Below are 15,673 nucleotides of genomic sequence, written 5' to 3'. Positions count from 1 at the left end.
CCCATGGCCATCGACGATTTGCTCTCCCAGGACGAGATCGACATGCTGCTTCGCGGCAGCGACGAAACCGACGCCGCCCACGAAGAGGCCGGCACCCTGGACGCTTCACGGGTACGCCCCTACGACCCGGCGACCCAGCATCGGGTGATTCACGAGCGTTTGCACGCCCTGGACATCATCAACGAACGCTTCGCCCGTTACTTTCGCATGGCGCTGTTCAACCTGATCCGACGCAGCATCGACATCACCGTCAAAAGCGTGCGCTATCAGAGCTACAGCGAATTCTCGATGCACATGCCGATGCCCACCAACATCAACCTGCTGGCGATGAAACCGCTGCGGGGCACGGCGCTGGTGGTGTTCCCGCCGGCGGTGGTGTTCATGGTGGTGGACAACCTGTTCGGCGGCGACGGGCGTTTCGTCACCAAGTCCGAAGGCCGCGAATTCACCCACACCGAGCAGCGCATCATTCGCCGTTTGCTGGGCCTGTCGGTGGACGCCTACAAGGACGCCTGGAAGTCGGTGTATCCGCTGGACATCGAATACCTGCGTTCGGAGATGCAGGCCAAGTTCGCCAACATCACCAGCTCGCCGAATGAAATCGTGGTCAACGCCACGTTCCACCTGGAGGTGGGCAACCTCTCCAGCGATTTCAACATCGTGATCCCGTACCTGATGATCGAGCCGATGCGCCAGTTGCTCAACGGCCCGCTCACCGACACCAATCCGGAAGAAGAGCGCAATTGGAACAAGCGCATGGCCGGCGAGATCACCCATTCGGAAATTGAACTGATCGCCGACTTTGTCGAAATGGATGCCCGTGTGGGGCAGGTCATGGCGCTCAAGGTGGGCGACGTATTGCCCATCGAACTGCCCGACATCATCAATGCGCGGGTCGATGGCGTGCCGGTCATGACCTGTGAATACGGCAGCCAGAACGGCCTGCGCGCGTTACTTGTGAAGGACCTGGTCGACCACTCCCTGAGCCTTTCTTCCTCTTCTACCAGCCGATTCGTGAAGGGCCACGTGTCCACTGCCAAGGAATCCGACCATGACTGATTCAAACACCACACCGCCCGAAGCGCCGGATGAATGGGCCGACGCCCTGGCCGAACAAACTATTGCCGAGGGCGCGGACGACGACCCGTGGGCGATTGCCTTGGCTGAACAAGAGGCTGCCGAGGCCGCTGAAGCTCCGGCCCCGAGCGTGGGCGCCAGCCTGTTCAAGCCGTTGTCGGCACCCCAGCCCACCGCCGCGGCGCGTGAGCTGGAAATGATCATGGATATTCCGGTCAAGCTCAGCGTTGAGCTGGGCCGCACCCGCATCACCATCAAGCAATTGCTGGAACTGGCCCAAGGCTCGGTGCTGGCGCTGGACGGCCTGGCGGGTGAACCGATGGACATCCTGATCAACAGCTACCTGATCGCCCAGGGCGAAGTGGTGGTGGTGGATGACAAGTACGGGATTCGCATCACTGAAATCATCACGCCGTCCGAGCGTGTGCAAAAGCTCAACCGATGAGTGCGCCCCTCGGCGTGCCCGATGACAGCGTGATGAACCTGGCGCTGCTCGGTAAGACCGCGTTGGCCCTGGCGGTGGTGCTGGGCTGTGTGCTGGTGTTCGGCTGGTTCGCCCGGCGCGTCGGCTCGCGGCCTTTGGCGCCCGGCAAGCAGATGCGGGTGGTCAGTAGCACCGGATTGGGCCAGCGCGAAAAAGTGGTGATCGTGCAAGTGCGTGACCAATGGCTGGTGCTGGGGGTGACGGCGCAACAGGTCACGGCGTTGGCGCAGATGGACGCGCCGGAGCCTGAGCCAGAAGCGGTCGTCGTGCCCGGCGACAACTTTGCCGAGCGCTTGGCTGTGGCGTTGAAGCATAACTTCAAGCGCAAAGGGCGTTCTTCATGACCGGTATCGAAGGCCTCAGCGCCTTTACCGGCCAGGCGGGCGGCGAGCAATGGTCCCTGAGCCTGCAAACCCTGCTGCTGCTCAGCGCCATGGCGTTCCTGCCGGCGATTTTGCTGATGATGACCGGCTTTACTCGCATCATCATTGTGCTGGGCCTGCTGCGCACGGCGCTGGGCACCACCTCGGCGCCGCCGAACCAGGTGTTGCTGGGGCTGTCGCTGTTCCTGACCTTTTTTGTGATGTCGCCGACCCTGGACCAGGCCTACAAAACCGCCTGGCAGCCGTTCTCCCACGATGAAATCACGGTGGAGCAGTTTTTGGACAAGGGCAGCCTGCCGTTTCGAAAATTCATGCTGACCCAGACCCGTCAGGGCGACCTTGCCCTGTTCGCACGGCTGGCGCAGATCGACGATCTGCAAGGCCCCGAAGACGTGCCCATGCGCGTGCTGCTGCCCTCGTTTGTCACCAGCGAATTGAAAACCGCATTCCAGGCCGGGTTCACCATCTTTATCCCGTTCCTGATCATCGACCTGGTGGTGGCGAGCGTGCTGATGGCGCTGGGCATGATGATGGTGCCACCGTCGACCATTTCGCTGCCGTTCAAGCTGATGCTGTTTGTGTTGGTGGACGGCTGGCAATTGCTGCTGGGCTCGTTAGCGCAGAGTTTCTACACCTGATGAGGACGTAAACATGACGCCGGAAATGGTCATGGACCTGGCTTACAAAGGCATGCGCATGAGCATGATCGTGGCCGCGCCCGTGTTGTTCGTGACGCTGTTTATCGGCCTGCTGGTGAGCCTGTTCCAGGCCGCCACGCAGATCAACGAATCGACCTTGTCGTTTATCCCCAAGATCATCGGCGTGTGCGTGGTGCTGGTGATTGCCGGGCCGCTGATCATGGAGATGCTGGTGGACTACACTCGCGCCTTGTTTACCAGCCTGCCCACGCTGATCGGCTGACGCGCCTTGATCGAAGTCAGCTCGGCGCAGCTGCAACTGTGGCTCACCACGTTTTTTTGGCCGTTCTGCCGGGTGCTGGCGTACCTGATGAGCGACCCGATCCTGGGGCATAAAAACGTCTCGAGCCAGGTGAAGGTGGGGCTGGCGATGCTGTTGGCGTTTTTGCTCGCGCCCAACTTGCCGCCGTTGCCGGACGTGGCACTGTTCTCCTGGCCGGGGCTGGGGGTGATCGTCGAGCAGGTGCTGATTGGCATGTCGCTGGGCATGGTGATGCGCGTGACTCTGGCGGTGGTGGAAATGGCCGGAGACATCTGCGGCATGCAAATGGGCTTGGCCTTCGCCACCTTCTTCTCGGCCGACACCGCCACCAACAGCCTGGTGCTGTCGCGCTACCTGGGCATGATCACCATCCTGATGTTCCTCGCGCTCGACGGGCACCTGATGGTGCTGGAACTGCTGGCGACCAGCTTCAAGACTTTGCCCATCGGCAACCTGCACTTTGACCCCAACGCCTGGAACCTGATTGCCCGTTACGGCAGCACTATTTACCTCACCGGTTTGTTGTTGGCACTGCCGATGGTGGCCACGCTGCTGATCATCAACTTGGCCATGGGTATCCTCAACCGCGTATCGCCGCAACTGACGGTGTTCTCGGTGGGCTTCCCGCTGACCCTGACGGTGGGCTTGGGTTTGCTGATGGTGGTGATGGGGGATATGGGGCAGTTTTTGGCTGGTTTGCTGACCAGCACCCTGCAATTTATGCAGTACCTGTTGGAAAACATGTCCCTCCCTTGATTTGTAAACCGGATCAAATGTGGGAGGGGGCTTGCTCCCGATGGCGTTGGATCAGATAAAGATGTACTGACTGACACACCGCAATCGGGGGCAAGCCCCCTCCCACAGTTTTGACCGCGTTCAGTCTGTTGGATGTACTCGAACAGTGGCATCTTCTGCTGCTGGCTTGGACGTGCGCCGGTCTCGAAAAGTGATTGCACCGCCGATCCCCTGTGGGAGCGGGCTTGCCCGCGAAGGAGGTGGGTCAGCTACAGATGTACTGACTGACACACCGCAATCGGGGGCAAGCCCCCTCCCACATTTGGATGTGTGTCTGGCTTGAAAAGTGATGACATTGCTAATCCCCCTCCCACATTTTCTAACTGCATTGAGGCGGTTAGATGTATTCGAACAGGGACATCTTCTGGATGCTGACGAAGGTCTGTTGCGCCGCCTGTAGCGCCACTTGCAACGCGGTGTACTGGGTCACCGACTCGGTGTAGTCGGCATCCACCAACCCTGACAAGCGTTCGGTGTAATTCAGCGCCAAGTCGTCGCCGATGGTGTCGAGCACATCCAGTTGATTAAGCCGTGAACCCACCGAGGTCTGCACCGTCAGCACATTGTCCTGGGCGTTGCTCAGTTGGCGGCTGGCGGTGGAGAGGGTGTTGTTGAGGTTGGCCTGGTCGGCGTCGGTTTCCACCGGGGTTTGCAGCACCGAGATCAGGTTTTTCAGGGTGGCGAACAGGTCTGGGTCGGCGTCGGCGGCTTTGCTGACGGTGATCGTGTCGCCATCCACCGGGGTGCCGGTGAGGGTCAGGGACAGGCCGTTGACTTGCAGGCTGTCGCCGGAGGTGTAGGCCACCGGGTCGGCGCCGTCGAGGCTGTATTGCACGGTGCCGTCGGCGGCGGTGCTGAAGGTGAGGCTGAAGCCGCTGCCGTAGTTGGCGTCCTGGGTGTCGGTGATGGTGGGGCCACTGAAGGTGACGCTGCCGCTGTTGTCGCCGGCCTCGGCGATGAAGCCGGCGGAGCTACTCACGGTGAGGAAGATCGTCGCGCCGGTATCGCCGCTGGCCATGCTCTGGGTGGAGCTGACCAACTGGGTTACCGCGTTGCTATCGCCCTGGTACACCAAATCGCCATTGGCATCGGTGGCAAACGCCGGGCTTTGGCTCTGGTAGCCGGAAAACAGGTAGTTGCCGTTGCTGTCGGTGGCGTTGGCCAGGGTGACGAGGGTGTCGTACACCCCTTGCAACGAGGTGGCGATGGACTCGCGGTCGGCGTCGCTCAAGGTGCCGTTGTTGGCCTGCACGATCAGCGCACGGGCGCTGGTGATCGCATCGTTGATGCTGTCCAGGGTGCTTTCTTCCTGGGACAGCGAGGTGCTGATGGCGCTGCGTGCGTCGGCATATTGCTCGTTCGCGGCGATGGCCTGGCGCACGTTGACAGCTTGGGCGGCGGCCAGGGAATCATCCGAAGGGTTGACCACCCGCGTGCCGCTGGACACTTGCTGCGCGGCGGTTTGGTAGGCGCTTTCCTGGGCGAGCATGGCGTTCAGGCTCTGGTTGTATATCGTCGCACTGCTAAGGCGCATGGCGTCACTCCGCTCAGTTGATGTCGAGGATGGTGTCGAGCAGGGACGTGCCCACTTCCACCACTTTCGCGCAGGCCTGGTAGTACTGCTGGTAGACGATCAGGTTGGCGGCCTCTTCATCCAGGTTCACCCCCGATTCGGACTGTTGCAGCGTGGTCAGTTGCTCGGTGAGGCTCGACTGGGTTTCCAGTTGCCCGGCGATTTTGCTGGCGGTGCTGCCCACGTCGCTGACCAGCGCCGAATAGGTTTGGCTAAGGGTCTTGCTGCCGCCGACGATGCTGTCGGTTTGCAGGTTGAGCATGGCCAGGGCGTTGCTGTTGTCACTGGCACCGGTGGAGGTGCCGGCGGCGATCAGGCTGCCGTCGGTGGTCAGGGTGGTGAAGCTGCTGGCGGCATTGCGCGTGGGCAGTATCAGGAAACTGTCGCCGCTGTCGGCGGTGCCGCTGATGGCCACGCTCATGCCGGCGAAGGTCAGGGTGGCGCTGCTGCTGTCGAACGCCGAGGTGACGCTGGCGCCGGTGTCGTTGCGGGTGACGGTGTAGCCGTCGGTGTCGGAGTACTTCACGGTGTAGTCGGTGGCGGCGAGAGCGCTGACATCATCGGTGAAGGTGGCGGTGAGCGTGGCGTCGCCGGTGTTCTGGGTGTTGCCGTAGGTGGACGGGTCGGCCACCGAAAACAGCGCCGTGCCGGTGTCGCCATTGAGGTCGATGCCGGAGGCCTGCAAGGTGTTGAAGGCTTGGGTCAGGCTGACGGCGAGAATGCCCAACTGGTTCTGTGCGTCCGTGAGGCTGGTGTCGCGAAAGTCCATCAGGCCGCCGATAGAGCCGCCTTCGAAGGTGGAGTCGTCCAGCGTGGTGGTGTGGCCGGCGGCGTCCACATAGGTGACCACGGTTTGCGTCGGGTCGCTGGCGGACACGGCGGTTTGCAGGTCGAAGCTGCTGTTGCCCGACACCAACGCCAGGCCATTGCTCAGGGACACGGTGTAGCTGCCGTTGTCTTGGGTGGTGACGTCCACGTCCACCAGTTCGCTGAGCTGGCTCACCAGCAGGTCGCGCTGGTCGAGCAGGGTGTTGGAGGTAGTGCCCAGTGCGTTGGTCAGGCTGATTTTTTTGTTGAGGTCGGCGATCTGCTCAGTGATGTCGTTGACCTGGGTGACTTGGTCGTCGATCTGGCTGTTAACGTCATCGGCCATGTCGTCCAGGTAACTGCCCAATTGGGTGAACTGGGACGTGAGGGTTTGCGCGGCGCCGATCACCTCTTCGCGGGCAGCGGTGTCGCTGGCGTCGGAGGTCAGGGTTTGCAGGGCCGAGAAGAAACTTTGCATCAGGGTGTCGAGGCTGGCGTCGCCGTCGGCCAGCAGGCTGTCGATCTGATCGACTTCGGTCTGGTAGGTGGACAGCGCGCTTTCGGCACTCACCGAGCTATTGAGCTGGCTGGTGACGAACTGGTTGTACTGGCGATCCACACTGGAGATCTGCACGCCGCTGCCCGAGGTGGACTCGGAGAAGTTGGCCACTTGCAAGGTGTAGCCCGTGGTGTAGGCGTTGGTGGTGTTGCTGCTGCTGGTACTGAGGGCGATCTGTGCGGCGGTCAGGCCGCTGACGCCAATGGAAATAATGCTCATCGAGAAGCTCCTGGGCTACATGGTTGGCACTATCGGCCCGGCGAAAGGGCATCTTGACCCCCGGCCTATAAATCGTTGCGTGCTTGTGTGGCGTGCAAGGGGCCGATGGTGGCCATGACGGAAATAAGCTTTTGCGCGTAACGCGGGTCGGTGGCGTAACCGCCTTGTTGCAGGGCGATGGCGGCTTGCGGTGCGTCAGTGGCGGTGCGTACGGCGGCATAGCCGGGGCGGCTGCGCATCAGGCGGGCGTAGTCGCTGAAGGCGGCGTCGTCGCTGGGGTATACGCGGAAGGCTTCGATCTGTTTTTGCGCGGTGTCGTCGCTGTATTCGGTGGTCATCACTTCGGTGGTCGCGCCTTGCCAGGCTGAGCCTGCCTTGATGCCGAACAGGTTGTGGCTGTCGGCACCCTGGGCGGTGGTGATGGTGCGCCGGCCCCAGTCGGTTTCCAGTGCGGCTTGGGCCAGGATCAGCTCGGCAGGCACGCCGCTGTTGCGCGCAGCGTTTTGTGCCGGACCGCTTAAGCGGGCGATAAAGGCTTGGACGTGATCGGGCTGGTCGTTGTTTGCGCCGCTGACTTCATGGCGCTTCCAGGCGGCGAAAGGGTTGGCGCGGGTGGGCGGCAAATCCAGAAATGCCGTGGTCGCCGCGCTCAGCTCGGGGGTTGGCGCATGGGTGTAACCGCTCAATTGCCGCGTGAGTTGCTCGGCCAGGCCGATGCCTTTGCCCGACAGGCTCTGTGCCCACTGCTGGTCGAGCATCTCGGTGTACATCTCGGTTTGTGAGTTGCTCGACATCTCTGACTTGGGCACCGCTGCGCGCATGCTTTTAAGCATCATCTGGATAAACACCGCTTCGAACTGCTTGCTGGCCTCCTTGAGCCCTGCATGCGGGTCCAGGTGCGCGCTGTTACGCAGGTGATCAAGGCCCTGCACGTCGAGGGCAAAGTGATCGGTGCTTTTCATCAGATGATCTCCAGCTCAGCCCGTAACGAACCCGCCGCCTTGAGCGCCTGCAAGATCACCATCAAGTCCTGCGGCGTGGCGCCCAGGGCGTTGAGGCCCTTGATCACGTCCATCAGATTCGCGGTGCCTTCCAGCAAATGCAGCGAGCCGCCCTGGGATTCGATGGAGATATTGCTCTGGGACGTCACCGCCGTTTGCCCACCACTGAATGCCCCTGGCTGACTGGCGGTGTTGGTGGTATCGATGATCACCGACAAATTGCCGTGGGCCACGGCGGCGCGGTAGAGCTTCACCGAGCTGTTGAGCACGATGGAGCCGGTGCGCGAATCGAGGATGACTTTTGGCCGCGCCTGGATCGGCAGCACTTCAATGCTCTCGATGCGCGCCATGAAGTTGGTGCGTTCGTTGGGCGACACCGGCCCCTGGATCTCGATCATCCCGCCGTCCACGGCCGAGGCCACGGTGCGGCGCATGTCCAGGTTGATGGCGTAGACGATGCGCTGGGCGGTGGCCGAGTCTGGCTCATGCAGCGCCAGGCTGAGCAGGCCGTGGTCGCTGTTCAGGTTCAGCGCCACTGCGCGCTCGATGATTGCGCCGCGTGGAATTCGTCCGCCCGCAAGCTGGTTGACCGTCACGCTGCTGCCGTTGGCCGATGCGCCCGCGCCGCCCACCAGCAGGCTGCCCTGGGCCACGGCATACACTTCGCCGTCGGCGCCTTTCATCGGCGTCATTAATAACGTGCCGCCACGCAGGCTCTTGGCGTTGCCGATGGACGACACCACCACGTCGATCTGCTGACCGGGGCGCGACAGGGCGGGCAGGTTGGCGGTGACGATCACCGCAGCAATGTTGCGCATCTGCATGTTCGCCCCGGCGGGCAGGGTGACGCCCAGTTGCGAGAGCATGTTGGTCAGGCCCTGTTCGGTGAACGGGCTTTGGGTGGTCTGGTCGCCGCTGCCGTCCAGGCCAACCACCAGGCCGTAGCCCACCAGGTTGTTGGGGCGGATGCCGGAAAAATCGGCGATGTCGCGGATCTGCTCGGCCTGCCCTGTTGCGCATAGCCACAACGGGCAGCTCAGCAGCAGGATTCTGGCGGCTCTTAGGAACATGGCAGCGTTACTCAGAAGGGTGAAACATTGAGAAGGATGCGATGGAGCCAGCCCATGCGCTGCGCTTCATTGATATAGCCGTCGCCCACGTACTCGATGCGCGCTTGGGACACCTGGGTCGATGACACGGTGTTTTCCCCGGTGATGCTGCGCGGGTTGACCAGGCCGGAGAACCGGATGAATTCGGTGCCCTGGTTGATGGCGATCTGTTTGTCACCGCGCACCCGCAGGTGCCCGTTGGGCATCACTTGCATCACTGTCACAGAGATGGTGCCGGTGAACGAGTTGTTCGCCTGGGAACCGCCTGCGCCGATAAAGTCGTGGGTGGTGGAGGCGTCCATCCCAAACGAGCCGACCTGGGAGGCGCGCGCCGAGGTGGTGGCGAACTTCAGGCCCATGGAACCGGCACGGCTGGCATTGGACGAGGAGTTCTTGCTGGCGCTGACCTGTTCTTCCAGTTGGATGGTCAGGGTGTCGCCGACCCGGCGCGGGCGGCGGTCTTCGAACAGCGGCTGCGAGCCGAGGCTGCCTTGGTAGATCGAACCGTTGGCCTGGCGCAGCGGGTAGACCGGCGCCGGCAGGTCTTCCTCGGGCACCACCGGTTTGTGGGGCAGTTGATCGCAACCGGCGAGTGCCAGCAGGCAGACGAATAGATACTGTTTAGCCATGGAAATCACAGTTGTGTGAGGCGCTGGAGCATTTCGTCGGAGCTCTCCACGGCCTTGCTGTTGATTTCGTAGGCGCGCTGGGTCTGGATCATGCCGACCATTTCTTCCACCACGTTCACGTTGGAGGTTTCCACGTAGCCCTGAGACAGAGTGCCGCCGCCGTTCAGACCCGGCGTGGTTTCTGTGGGCGAGCCCGACGCGTCGGTTTCCAGGTAGAGGTTCTGGCCGATGCTTTCCAGGCCAGCCGGGTTGATGAACAACGCCAGGTTGAGCTGGCCGACCTGGGTCGAGGTGGATGCACTAGGGGTGGTGACCGAGACAATGCCATCGGTGCTGATGGTGATGGCGGTGGCGTTGGCCGGGATGGTCACACCGGCCGAGAGTTTGTAGCCGTTGGAGGTGACCATCTCGCCGTTGGCGTCGAGCTGGAAGCTGCCGTCACGGGTGTAGCCGGTGCTGCCGTCGGGCATGTCCACTTGGAAAAAGCCGAGGCCGTTGATGGCCAAATCCTTGGAACTGCTGGTCTGCTCCAGGTTGCCTTGGGTGTGCAGGCGCTCGGTGGCCACTTCGCGCACGCCGGTGCCCACCTGCAAACCCGAGGGCAGGCGTGTGTCGGTGCTGCTTTGCGCGCCCGGCTGGCGCACGTTCTGGTACACCAGGTCTTCGAACACCGCGCGCGAGCGCTTGAAGCCGTTGGTGCTGACGTTTGCCAGGTTGTTGGCGATCACGTCCATTTGGCCTTGCTGGGCTTCGAGGCCGGTTTTTGCCGTCCACAGCGATCTGATCATCGTTCGGTTCCTTGTAGGTGCAACGGTGCGGTCAGCTCAGGGACAGCAGGCTGTTGGCGCTCTTGGCGTTTTCGTCGGCGGTGCTGATGGCTTTCATCTGCATGTCGTAGCGGCGTGAGTTGTCGATCATCGCGACCATGGCGCTGGTGGGGCTGACGTTGCTGCCTTCCAGGGCGCCGGGGGCGACGCGCAGGGTGTCGTCGGCCGGCAAGGGTTGTGTGTTGGCGGTGCGGAACAAACCATCGGTGCCGGGTTGCAAGGTGCCGGGCTGTGCCGACACCAACTTCAATTTGCCCACTGGGCTCAAACCCCGAGGGCTCATGCCCAGTTCACGCACGCTGATGGTGCCGTCGCTGCCGAGGGTGACTTCGCTGCCCAGGGGCACGGTGATCGGGCCGCCATCGCCGATCACCGGGCGACCACCCACGCTCATGGCGCCGGTGCCGTCCACCTGCAAGTCGCCGCGTCGGGTGTAGGCTTCGCTGCCGTCGCCGGTCTGCACCGCGAGCATCACGTTTTCGCCCAGGGCCACGTCCAATGCGCGGTCGGTGTGCACGATGGGGCCTTCGCTCCAGTCCACGCCGATGCCGTTGGCGGCCACCGACACACGGGTCGGCAGGCCGTCGCCCGCCACGGGTGACGACTGCATCTCCACCAGTTGTGCACGAAAGCCCGGGGTCACGATATTGGCCAGGTTGTTGGCCACCACCGCTTGCTGTTCGAGCGCCTGGTTGGCCCCGCTCATGGCCGTGAAAAGCATGCGATCCATAGGGTCAGGAACCGATGTTCACAGCTTGTTGCAGCACTTCGCTTTGCGCCGTCACCGACTTGGCGTTGGCCTGGAAGTTACGCTGGGCAATGATCAGGTTCACCAACTCCGCGGTCAGGTCGACGTTGGAGTCTTCGGTGGTGCCGCTGAGGATAGACCCCAGCGAGCCACTGCCGGCCACGCCCAACAGCGCCTGGCCGGAGGAGGTGGTGGCCAGCCAGGTGTTGTCACCATTGGCCTTCAAGCCGTTTTCATTGCTGAAGGTGGCGAGCTGGATCTGGTCGATGTTTTTGGTCTGGTCGTTGGAGTAGGTGGCGACCACGGTGCCGGTTTCATCGATGGTGAAGCTCACCAGGCTGCCGGAGGTGTAGCCGTTCTGGGTGATGTCGGACACCGCCGAGTCGTTGCCGAACTGGGTGGTGCCGGTCAGGTCCAGGGTGAGGGCGATGTCTGCCGCGCCGTTGTCTGGGTCGTAGGTGTAGGTGCCGGTGGCGCCGCTGGTGATCAGGCCGCTGGCGCTGAATTCGACGGTTTGGGTGTCGGTCAGCAGGTTGCCGTCGATAGCGGTGTGCACGGTCCAGCTGTTTTCGCCGCTCTTGGTGAAATACAGGGTGCTGGTGTGGCTGATGCCCAGGGAGTCGTAAAGCGTGGCGCTGGTGGAATAGGAGTAGGTGGACGAGTCGGTCTGGTCGAAGGTGGTGGTGATCACGTCTTCGCTGGCATCCAGGTTGAGCTCGGCATCCAGCTCGGTGCTGGCGCTGGCTTGCAGACCAGTCGTAGGAATCTGGATGACGCCGTTGACCCCCAGCAGTTTGTCGCCGGCGGCGTTTTCCAGGTAGCCGTCGGCGGTCAGGGTGAGCTGGCCGTTACGTGAGTACACGGTTTGGGTACCGTCGGTGAAGGTGAAGAAACCGTCGCCGTTGATGGCCAGGTCCAGGGAGTTGTCGGTGGTGGTCAGGCTGCCGGATTCGAAGTTCTGCACCACGCCGGACACCTGGGTGCCCAGGCCCACATCGGCGCCGGAGTACACGTCGGCGAACTGGGTGGTAGAGCTTTTGAAGCCCACGGTCTGGGAGTTGGAAATGTTGTTACTGACCACGTTGAGGTCGGTGGACGCCGCCGACAGACCACTGAGCGCTTGGGAAAAAGCCATGATGTTTCTCCTTTATAGAAGTGGGGCGTCAGAGGACGAGGCTGATATCGCTGAGGGCAACGTTGTCGTTGACGCCTCCCAGGTCCAGTGCAACCTGGTTGCTGCTGTCGGTGGTGACGCCGGTGACCAGGGCATATTTGAGTGCGGTGCTGGTGACCGCGACGTCGCTGGCGGTGGCGCTGATGCTGAAGGTGTAGGCGCCATCGGCGGCGGTGGTGCCGTCGTCTTGCAGGCCGTCCCACGACAAGGCCTGGGTGCCGGAACTCATGCTGCCTTCATCAATCGTGCGCACCACGGTGCCGGTGCTGTCCTTGATGGTGACGGTGACGTCGTCGGCATCGCTGTCGAGGGTGACGCCGAAGGTGGTGGCCACGCCGTCGCCGACCTGGATGGTGTTGCCGTCGATCAACACGCCATTGCCCACCAGCGCCGAGGCTTGCAGGGTTTCGGCGGCGCTGATCTGGCTGGAGATGCCTTCGAGGGTACTCGTCACATTTTCGATGCTGCTGATGGTGCTGATCTGTGCGAGCTGGGTGACCATCTCGCTGTTGTCCATCGGGTCGGTGGGGTCTTGGTTTTGCAGCTGTGTGGTCAGCAGCGTGAGGAACTGGTCTTGCAAGTCATCCGCCGCCGAGGTGGTGCTGTCGGCGGTGGTGCTGGTGCTGTTCATGGTCGACAGCACCGAGCTGGCAATCGTACTGGTCATGGTTTACGCCTCACCCAGGGTTAAAGTTTTGAGCATCATTTCCTTGCTGGTGGACATGACTTCAACGTTGGCCTGGTAGGAGCGCGACGCAGAGATCATGTTGACCATTTCGCCCACCGGCTCGACGTTGGGCATGGTCACGTAGCCCGACTCGTCGGCCAGCGGGTCGCCGGGGCGGTATTCCTGGCGCATCGGCGAGGCGTCCTCGACCACTTGGCTGACGCGTACGCCACCGATGTTGCTGCCGGCCTGGTACTGCGACTCGAACACCACTTGGCGCGCCCGGTAGGCTTCGTTGTCCGGGCCGCTGGTGGTGTCGGCGTTGGCCAGGTTGCTGGCGGTTACGTTCATGCGCTGGGACTGGGCGCTGAGCGCGGAGCCGGCGATATCGAAAATGCTGAACATCGACATGGTGCTTTCCCTGGGTTATTCGGACTGCATGGCGGTCTTGAGCGACTGCAAGCGGTTGGTCAGGAAGGTGAGGCTGGCCTGGTAGCGCACGGCGTTATCGGTGAACTGGGCGCGTTCGCGGTCCATGTCCACGGTGTTGCCGTCCAGGCTCGGCTGGTCGGGCACGCGGTAGAGCAAGTCGCGGCTGGCAAAACTGCTGGTGGACGCGGCGTGCAGGTGCCGGTCCGAGGTGGTGGCCAGGGCCATGCCGCTGCCCATGTGCTGTTTTTGCAGGGAGCTGGCCAGTTCGGTGGAGAAGTTGAAGTCCCGCGCGCGGAAGTTGGGTGTGTCGGCGTTGGCGATGTTATTGGCCAATACCTGCTGGCGCTCAGCCCGCAAACTCATTGCGTCCTGCTGAAAGCGCAGCTCGTTGTCGAGCTTGTCGATCATGGTTGCGGACCTGTGCATCAAATAAATGAACGGCTCGCAGGTTAGTCCCAAGGGTGGCGAGGCAAAGGCTGAAACAGGCGGCTATTTGGCGACTAATTCAGGATTTGCCCTGTGGGTGGGGGGGCTAGAATTTGGCGTTGTGAAGCCTTGAGGGTCGGATTTATGGCGTGGCGATTGGTCGGTTTGGCGTGCGTGCTGTGCAGTGCCCTGGCCCAGGCGGATGGCTTGGAAGACAAGGTGCGCGGCGTGATTGCACCGCGCTTGCCGGCGCGCGCCCAACTGGTGGCGGTTGATATCGGCCAGCCCGCCACTCGAATCCTGGAGTGTTCGCAGCCTCGGCCTTATCTGGTGCATCCCGAGCAGAGCGCTATCGGGCGTGTGGCGGTGGGGGTGCGTTGTGGCAGCGAGGTGGCCGGCTACCTGCAAGTGAGTGTGCGTGTGGAGGGCGACTATATAGTCAGTCGTCAACGCATCGAGGCGGGCGAGGTGATCAAGGCACCGATGTTGGAACTCAAGCGCGGCTCACTCGAGCGGTTGCCCAAGGGTAGCGTGTTTGAGATGGGCCAGATCATCGGTCGCCAGGCCAGTCGCAACCTCGGGCGAGGCATGGTGCTGACCCGCAGCCACTTCCGCGAGCCTTGGTTGGTGCAACGCAACCAGCGGGTGACGTTGCAGGCCCAGGGTGTCGGTTTCACTATCAGCCGCGACGGCAAGGCGCTGGATAACGGCAGCCTGGGCAGCAACGTACGGGTGGTGGGCAGCGACGGCAAAATGCTCAACGCCCAGGTGGTGGGCCAGAATGAATTGCTGCTGCGCTATTAATTTTTATCCAAGGTCAAAGTTTGCCATCGCGATTGCCGATAGTGACTCAACCACAGCCAATTGAAGCCTCTAACGTGAAAATCATAAGTGCGAACCTGACCAACCCCCCGGCACCTACTGACAGCAAAGTGGCGGGCGCCCAACGCATCGACATGCAGCCCCTGGATGCGACGCTTGATGATGGCGTGCAAGTGTCCAGCAGCACCGCGAGCGCAGACGTTGCCACGTCGGCGGATGTAGATATGGAAAAAATCGCGGCCCTGCGTCAGTCCGTCGAAAGTGGCACTTACCAGGTAAGCGCCGATTCGATCCTTGATGGGTTGGCGGCGAGTGTCCGCGAAACCGAATGAGCGCCCGTTGATGAGCCGCAGGTAACCATGAGTCTGAGTAAACATCTGCAGGTGCAGCAGCAGGCGATTGAGCAATTGGTGCAATTGCTGGAGCAGGAACGCTTGGCGTTGGCTCAGGCCAAGGTGGATGGCGAACGCCTGCAAGAACTGACGGCGAGCAAGCAGGCCGCTTTGCTCAGGTTGGAGCAGTTGGAAGCCATACGCGCCGGGGCGCAGTTGAAGCTGGGCTATGGGGCAGGGCGCCAAGGTGCGCTCAAGGCGGCTGAGGATGCTGATTGCGTGGCGGTTTGGCGCGAGGTGCAGGCGCTGGCGCGCAGGGCGCGGGAGTTGAACGTTGCCAATGGCGCGGCGTTGGGTGTGCGCATGGCGGCTAACCAGCGGATTGTTGGGTTCCTGAATACGGTGGTGGGGAACAAGCTGTATGGGCCGGATGGGCGAACGCAGCGGAATGACGCTTGAAGTTCTTCTATATAGAGAGAGTAGGGCGTTTCAGGCGATTTGATAGAAAAGCTAAATTAAAGGTTGACGGCAGATTCTGGAAGCCTATAATTCGCCCCACTTCCGGCGCAGTCGAAACGGAAAACTCCTTGGTAAACAATGAGTTACGCAGTTTTCGGCAGCAGGTTGCTTCAGTTCATCGAAGCGGTCA

Annotated in this window: 21 protein-coding genes; 10 read left to right on the top strand and 11 right to left on the bottom strand. The window is 62.0% G+C overall.

All coding sequences use genetic code 11. The annotated features are described in order from the left end of the window. The first annotated feature begins 3 nt into the window (after positions 1-3). The 6 genes from fliM to fliR are packed head-to-tail and all read left to right on the top strand — an operon-like array spanning position 4 to position 3,660. Positions 4-1,059 (top strand): flagellar motor switch protein FliM, encoded by a 1,056-nt coding sequence (gene fliM, locus ICY20_RS26615; protein ID WP_159959478.1) that lies wholly within the window; start codon positions 4-6, stop codon positions 1,057-1,059. Then, the gene (gene fliN, locus ICY20_RS26610) at positions 1,052-1,522 is read left to right on the top strand and encodes a flagellar motor switch protein FliN (RefSeq protein WP_159959476.1); all 471 of its coding nucleotides are present in this window, start codon (positions 1,052-1,054) and stop codon (positions 1,520-1,522) included. The genes fliM and fliN overlap by 8 nt, the downstream gene beginning before the upstream one ends. Next, positions 1,519-1,905: a flagellar biosynthetic protein FliO gene (gene fliO / locus ICY20_RS26605; RefSeq protein WP_200846424.1), complete on the top strand. Its 387-nt coding sequence runs from the start codon at positions 1,519-1,521 to the stop codon at positions 1,903-1,905. Before fliN ends, fliO begins: the two co-directional genes overlap by 4 nt. Continuing rightward, a complete protein-coding gene (fliP, locus tag ICY20_RS26600; RefSeq protein ID WP_194939071.1) occupies positions 1,902-2,582 on the top strand; it encodes a flagellar type III secretion system pore protein FliP in 681 nt (226 codons plus the stop codon). Before fliO ends, fliP begins: the two co-directional genes overlap by 4 nt. Before the next feature lie 13 nt (positions 2,583-2,595). Continuing rightward, entirely contained in the window at positions 2,596-2,865 is a 270-nt protein-coding gene (fliQ, locus tag ICY20_RS26595) for a flagellar biosynthesis protein FliQ (protein WP_017735842.1), read from the top strand. A gap of 6 nt (positions 2,866-2,871) precedes the next feature. Then, positions 2,872-3,660, top strand: coding sequence for a flagellar biosynthetic protein FliR (gene fliR / locus ICY20_RS26590; RefSeq protein ID WP_194939070.1), 789 nt, complete (start codon positions 2,872-2,874; stop codon positions 3,658-3,660). 376 nt (positions 3,661-4,036) lie between these two features. Here fliR and flgL read toward each other — a convergent pair whose 3' ends face one another. The 11 genes from flgL to flgB form a co-directional block, all read right to left on the bottom strand. After that, positions 4,037-5,233: a flagellar hook-associated protein FlgL gene (flgL, locus tag ICY20_RS26585; RefSeq protein ID WP_194939069.1), complete on the bottom strand. Its 1,197-nt coding sequence runs from the start codon at positions 5,231-5,233 to the stop codon at positions 4,037-4,039. A gap of 13 nt (positions 5,234-5,246) precedes the next feature. After that, entirely contained in the window at positions 5,247-6,857 is a 1,611-nt protein-coding gene (flgK, locus tag ICY20_RS26580) for a flagellar hook-associated protein FlgK (protein ID WP_159959470.1), read from the bottom strand. Positions 6,858-6,922: 65 nt separating this feature from the next. Then, entirely contained in the window at positions 6,923-7,819 is an 897-nt protein-coding gene (gene flgJ, locus ICY20_RS26575) for a flagellar assembly peptidoglycan hydrolase FlgJ (RefSeq protein WP_159959468.1), read from the bottom strand. Next, complete coding sequence (locus ICY20_RS26570) at positions 7,819-8,928, bottom strand: flagellar basal body P-ring protein FlgI (RefSeq protein WP_228758605.1); 1,110 nt, start codon at positions 8,926-8,928, stop codon at positions 7,819-7,821. The genes flgJ and ICY20_RS26570 overlap by 1 nt, the downstream gene beginning before the upstream one ends. Before the next feature lie 11 nt (positions 8,929-8,939). Continuing rightward, positions 8,940-9,596: a flagellar basal body L-ring protein FlgH gene (locus ICY20_RS26565; RefSeq protein WP_194939068.1), complete on the bottom strand. Its 657-nt coding sequence runs from the start codon at positions 9,594-9,596 to the stop codon at positions 8,940-8,942. A 5-nt stretch (positions 9,597-9,601) separates the two neighbouring features. Beyond that, positions 9,602-10,384 (bottom strand): flagellar basal-body rod protein FlgG, encoded by a 783-nt coding sequence (gene flgG / locus ICY20_RS26560; RefSeq protein ID WP_194939067.1) that lies wholly within the window; start codon positions 10,382-10,384, stop codon positions 9,602-9,604. A 31-nt stretch (positions 10,385-10,415) separates the two neighbouring features. Beyond that, the gene (locus tag ICY20_RS26555; RefSeq protein ID WP_159959460.1) at positions 10,416-11,153 is read right to left on the bottom strand and encodes a flagellar basal body rod protein FlgF; all 738 of its coding nucleotides are present in this window, start codon (positions 11,151-11,153) and stop codon (positions 10,416-10,418) included. Between the two features lie 4 nt (positions 11,154-11,157). Then, positions 11,158-12,306: a flagellar hook protein FlgE gene (flgE, locus tag ICY20_RS26550; RefSeq protein ID WP_122486557.1), complete on the bottom strand. Its 1,149-nt coding sequence runs from the start codon at positions 12,304-12,306 to the stop codon at positions 11,158-11,160. A gap of 28 nt (positions 12,307-12,334) precedes the next feature. Continuing rightward, complete coding sequence (locus ICY20_RS26545) at positions 12,335-13,012, bottom strand: flagellar hook assembly protein FlgD (RefSeq protein ID WP_122486558.1); 678 nt, start codon at positions 13,010-13,012, stop codon at positions 12,335-12,337. Positions 13,013-13,015: 3 nt separating this feature from the next. Further along, positions 13,016-13,423: a flagellar basal body rod protein FlgC gene (flgC, locus tag ICY20_RS26540; protein WP_122512426.1), complete on the bottom strand. Its 408-nt coding sequence runs from the start codon at positions 13,421-13,423 to the stop codon at positions 13,016-13,018. Between the two features lie 15 nt (positions 13,424-13,438). Beyond that, positions 13,439-13,852, bottom strand: coding sequence for a flagellar basal body rod protein FlgB (gene flgB, locus ICY20_RS26535; protein WP_194939066.1), 414 nt, complete (start codon positions 13,850-13,852; stop codon positions 13,439-13,441). A 162-nt stretch (positions 13,853-14,014) separates the two neighbouring features. Between flgB and flgA the strand changes: the two genes are divergently transcribed. The 4 genes from flgA to ICY20_RS28215 form a co-directional block, all read left to right on the top strand. Beyond that, a complete protein-coding gene (gene flgA / locus ICY20_RS26530; RefSeq protein ID WP_159959454.1) occupies positions 14,015-14,674 on the top strand; it encodes a flagellar basal body P-ring formation chaperone FlgA in 660 nt (219 codons plus the stop codon). Positions 14,675-14,748: 74 nt separating this feature from the next. Continuing rightward, a complete protein-coding gene (locus ICY20_RS26525; RefSeq protein WP_194939065.1) occupies positions 14,749-15,024 on the top strand; it encodes a flagellar biosynthesis anti-sigma factor FlgM in 276 nt (91 codons plus the stop codon). A 27-nt stretch (positions 15,025-15,051) separates the two neighbouring features. Further along, on the top strand, positions 15,052-15,483 hold the full coding sequence (locus tag ICY20_RS26520) for a flagella synthesis protein FlgN (protein ID WP_194939064.1): 432 nt from the start codon (positions 15,052-15,054) through the stop codon (positions 15,481-15,483). Continuing rightward, positions 15,480-15,673: hypothetical protein (locus ICY20_RS28215; RefSeq protein WP_228758604.1), on the top strand; the 194-nt coding region annotated here is incomplete at its 3' end. The genes ICY20_RS26520 and ICY20_RS28215, both read left to right, overlap by 4 nt.

The sequence above is a fragment of the Pseudomonas pisciculturae genome (assembly GCF_015461805.1).
GTDB classification, from domain to species: Bacteria; Pseudomonadota; Gammaproteobacteria; order Pseudomonadales; family Pseudomonadaceae; genus Aquipseudomonas; species Aquipseudomonas pisciculturae.
Note: the sequence above shows the minus strand (reverse complement) of the source record. Positions and strands in the feature narration are given on the sequence as shown.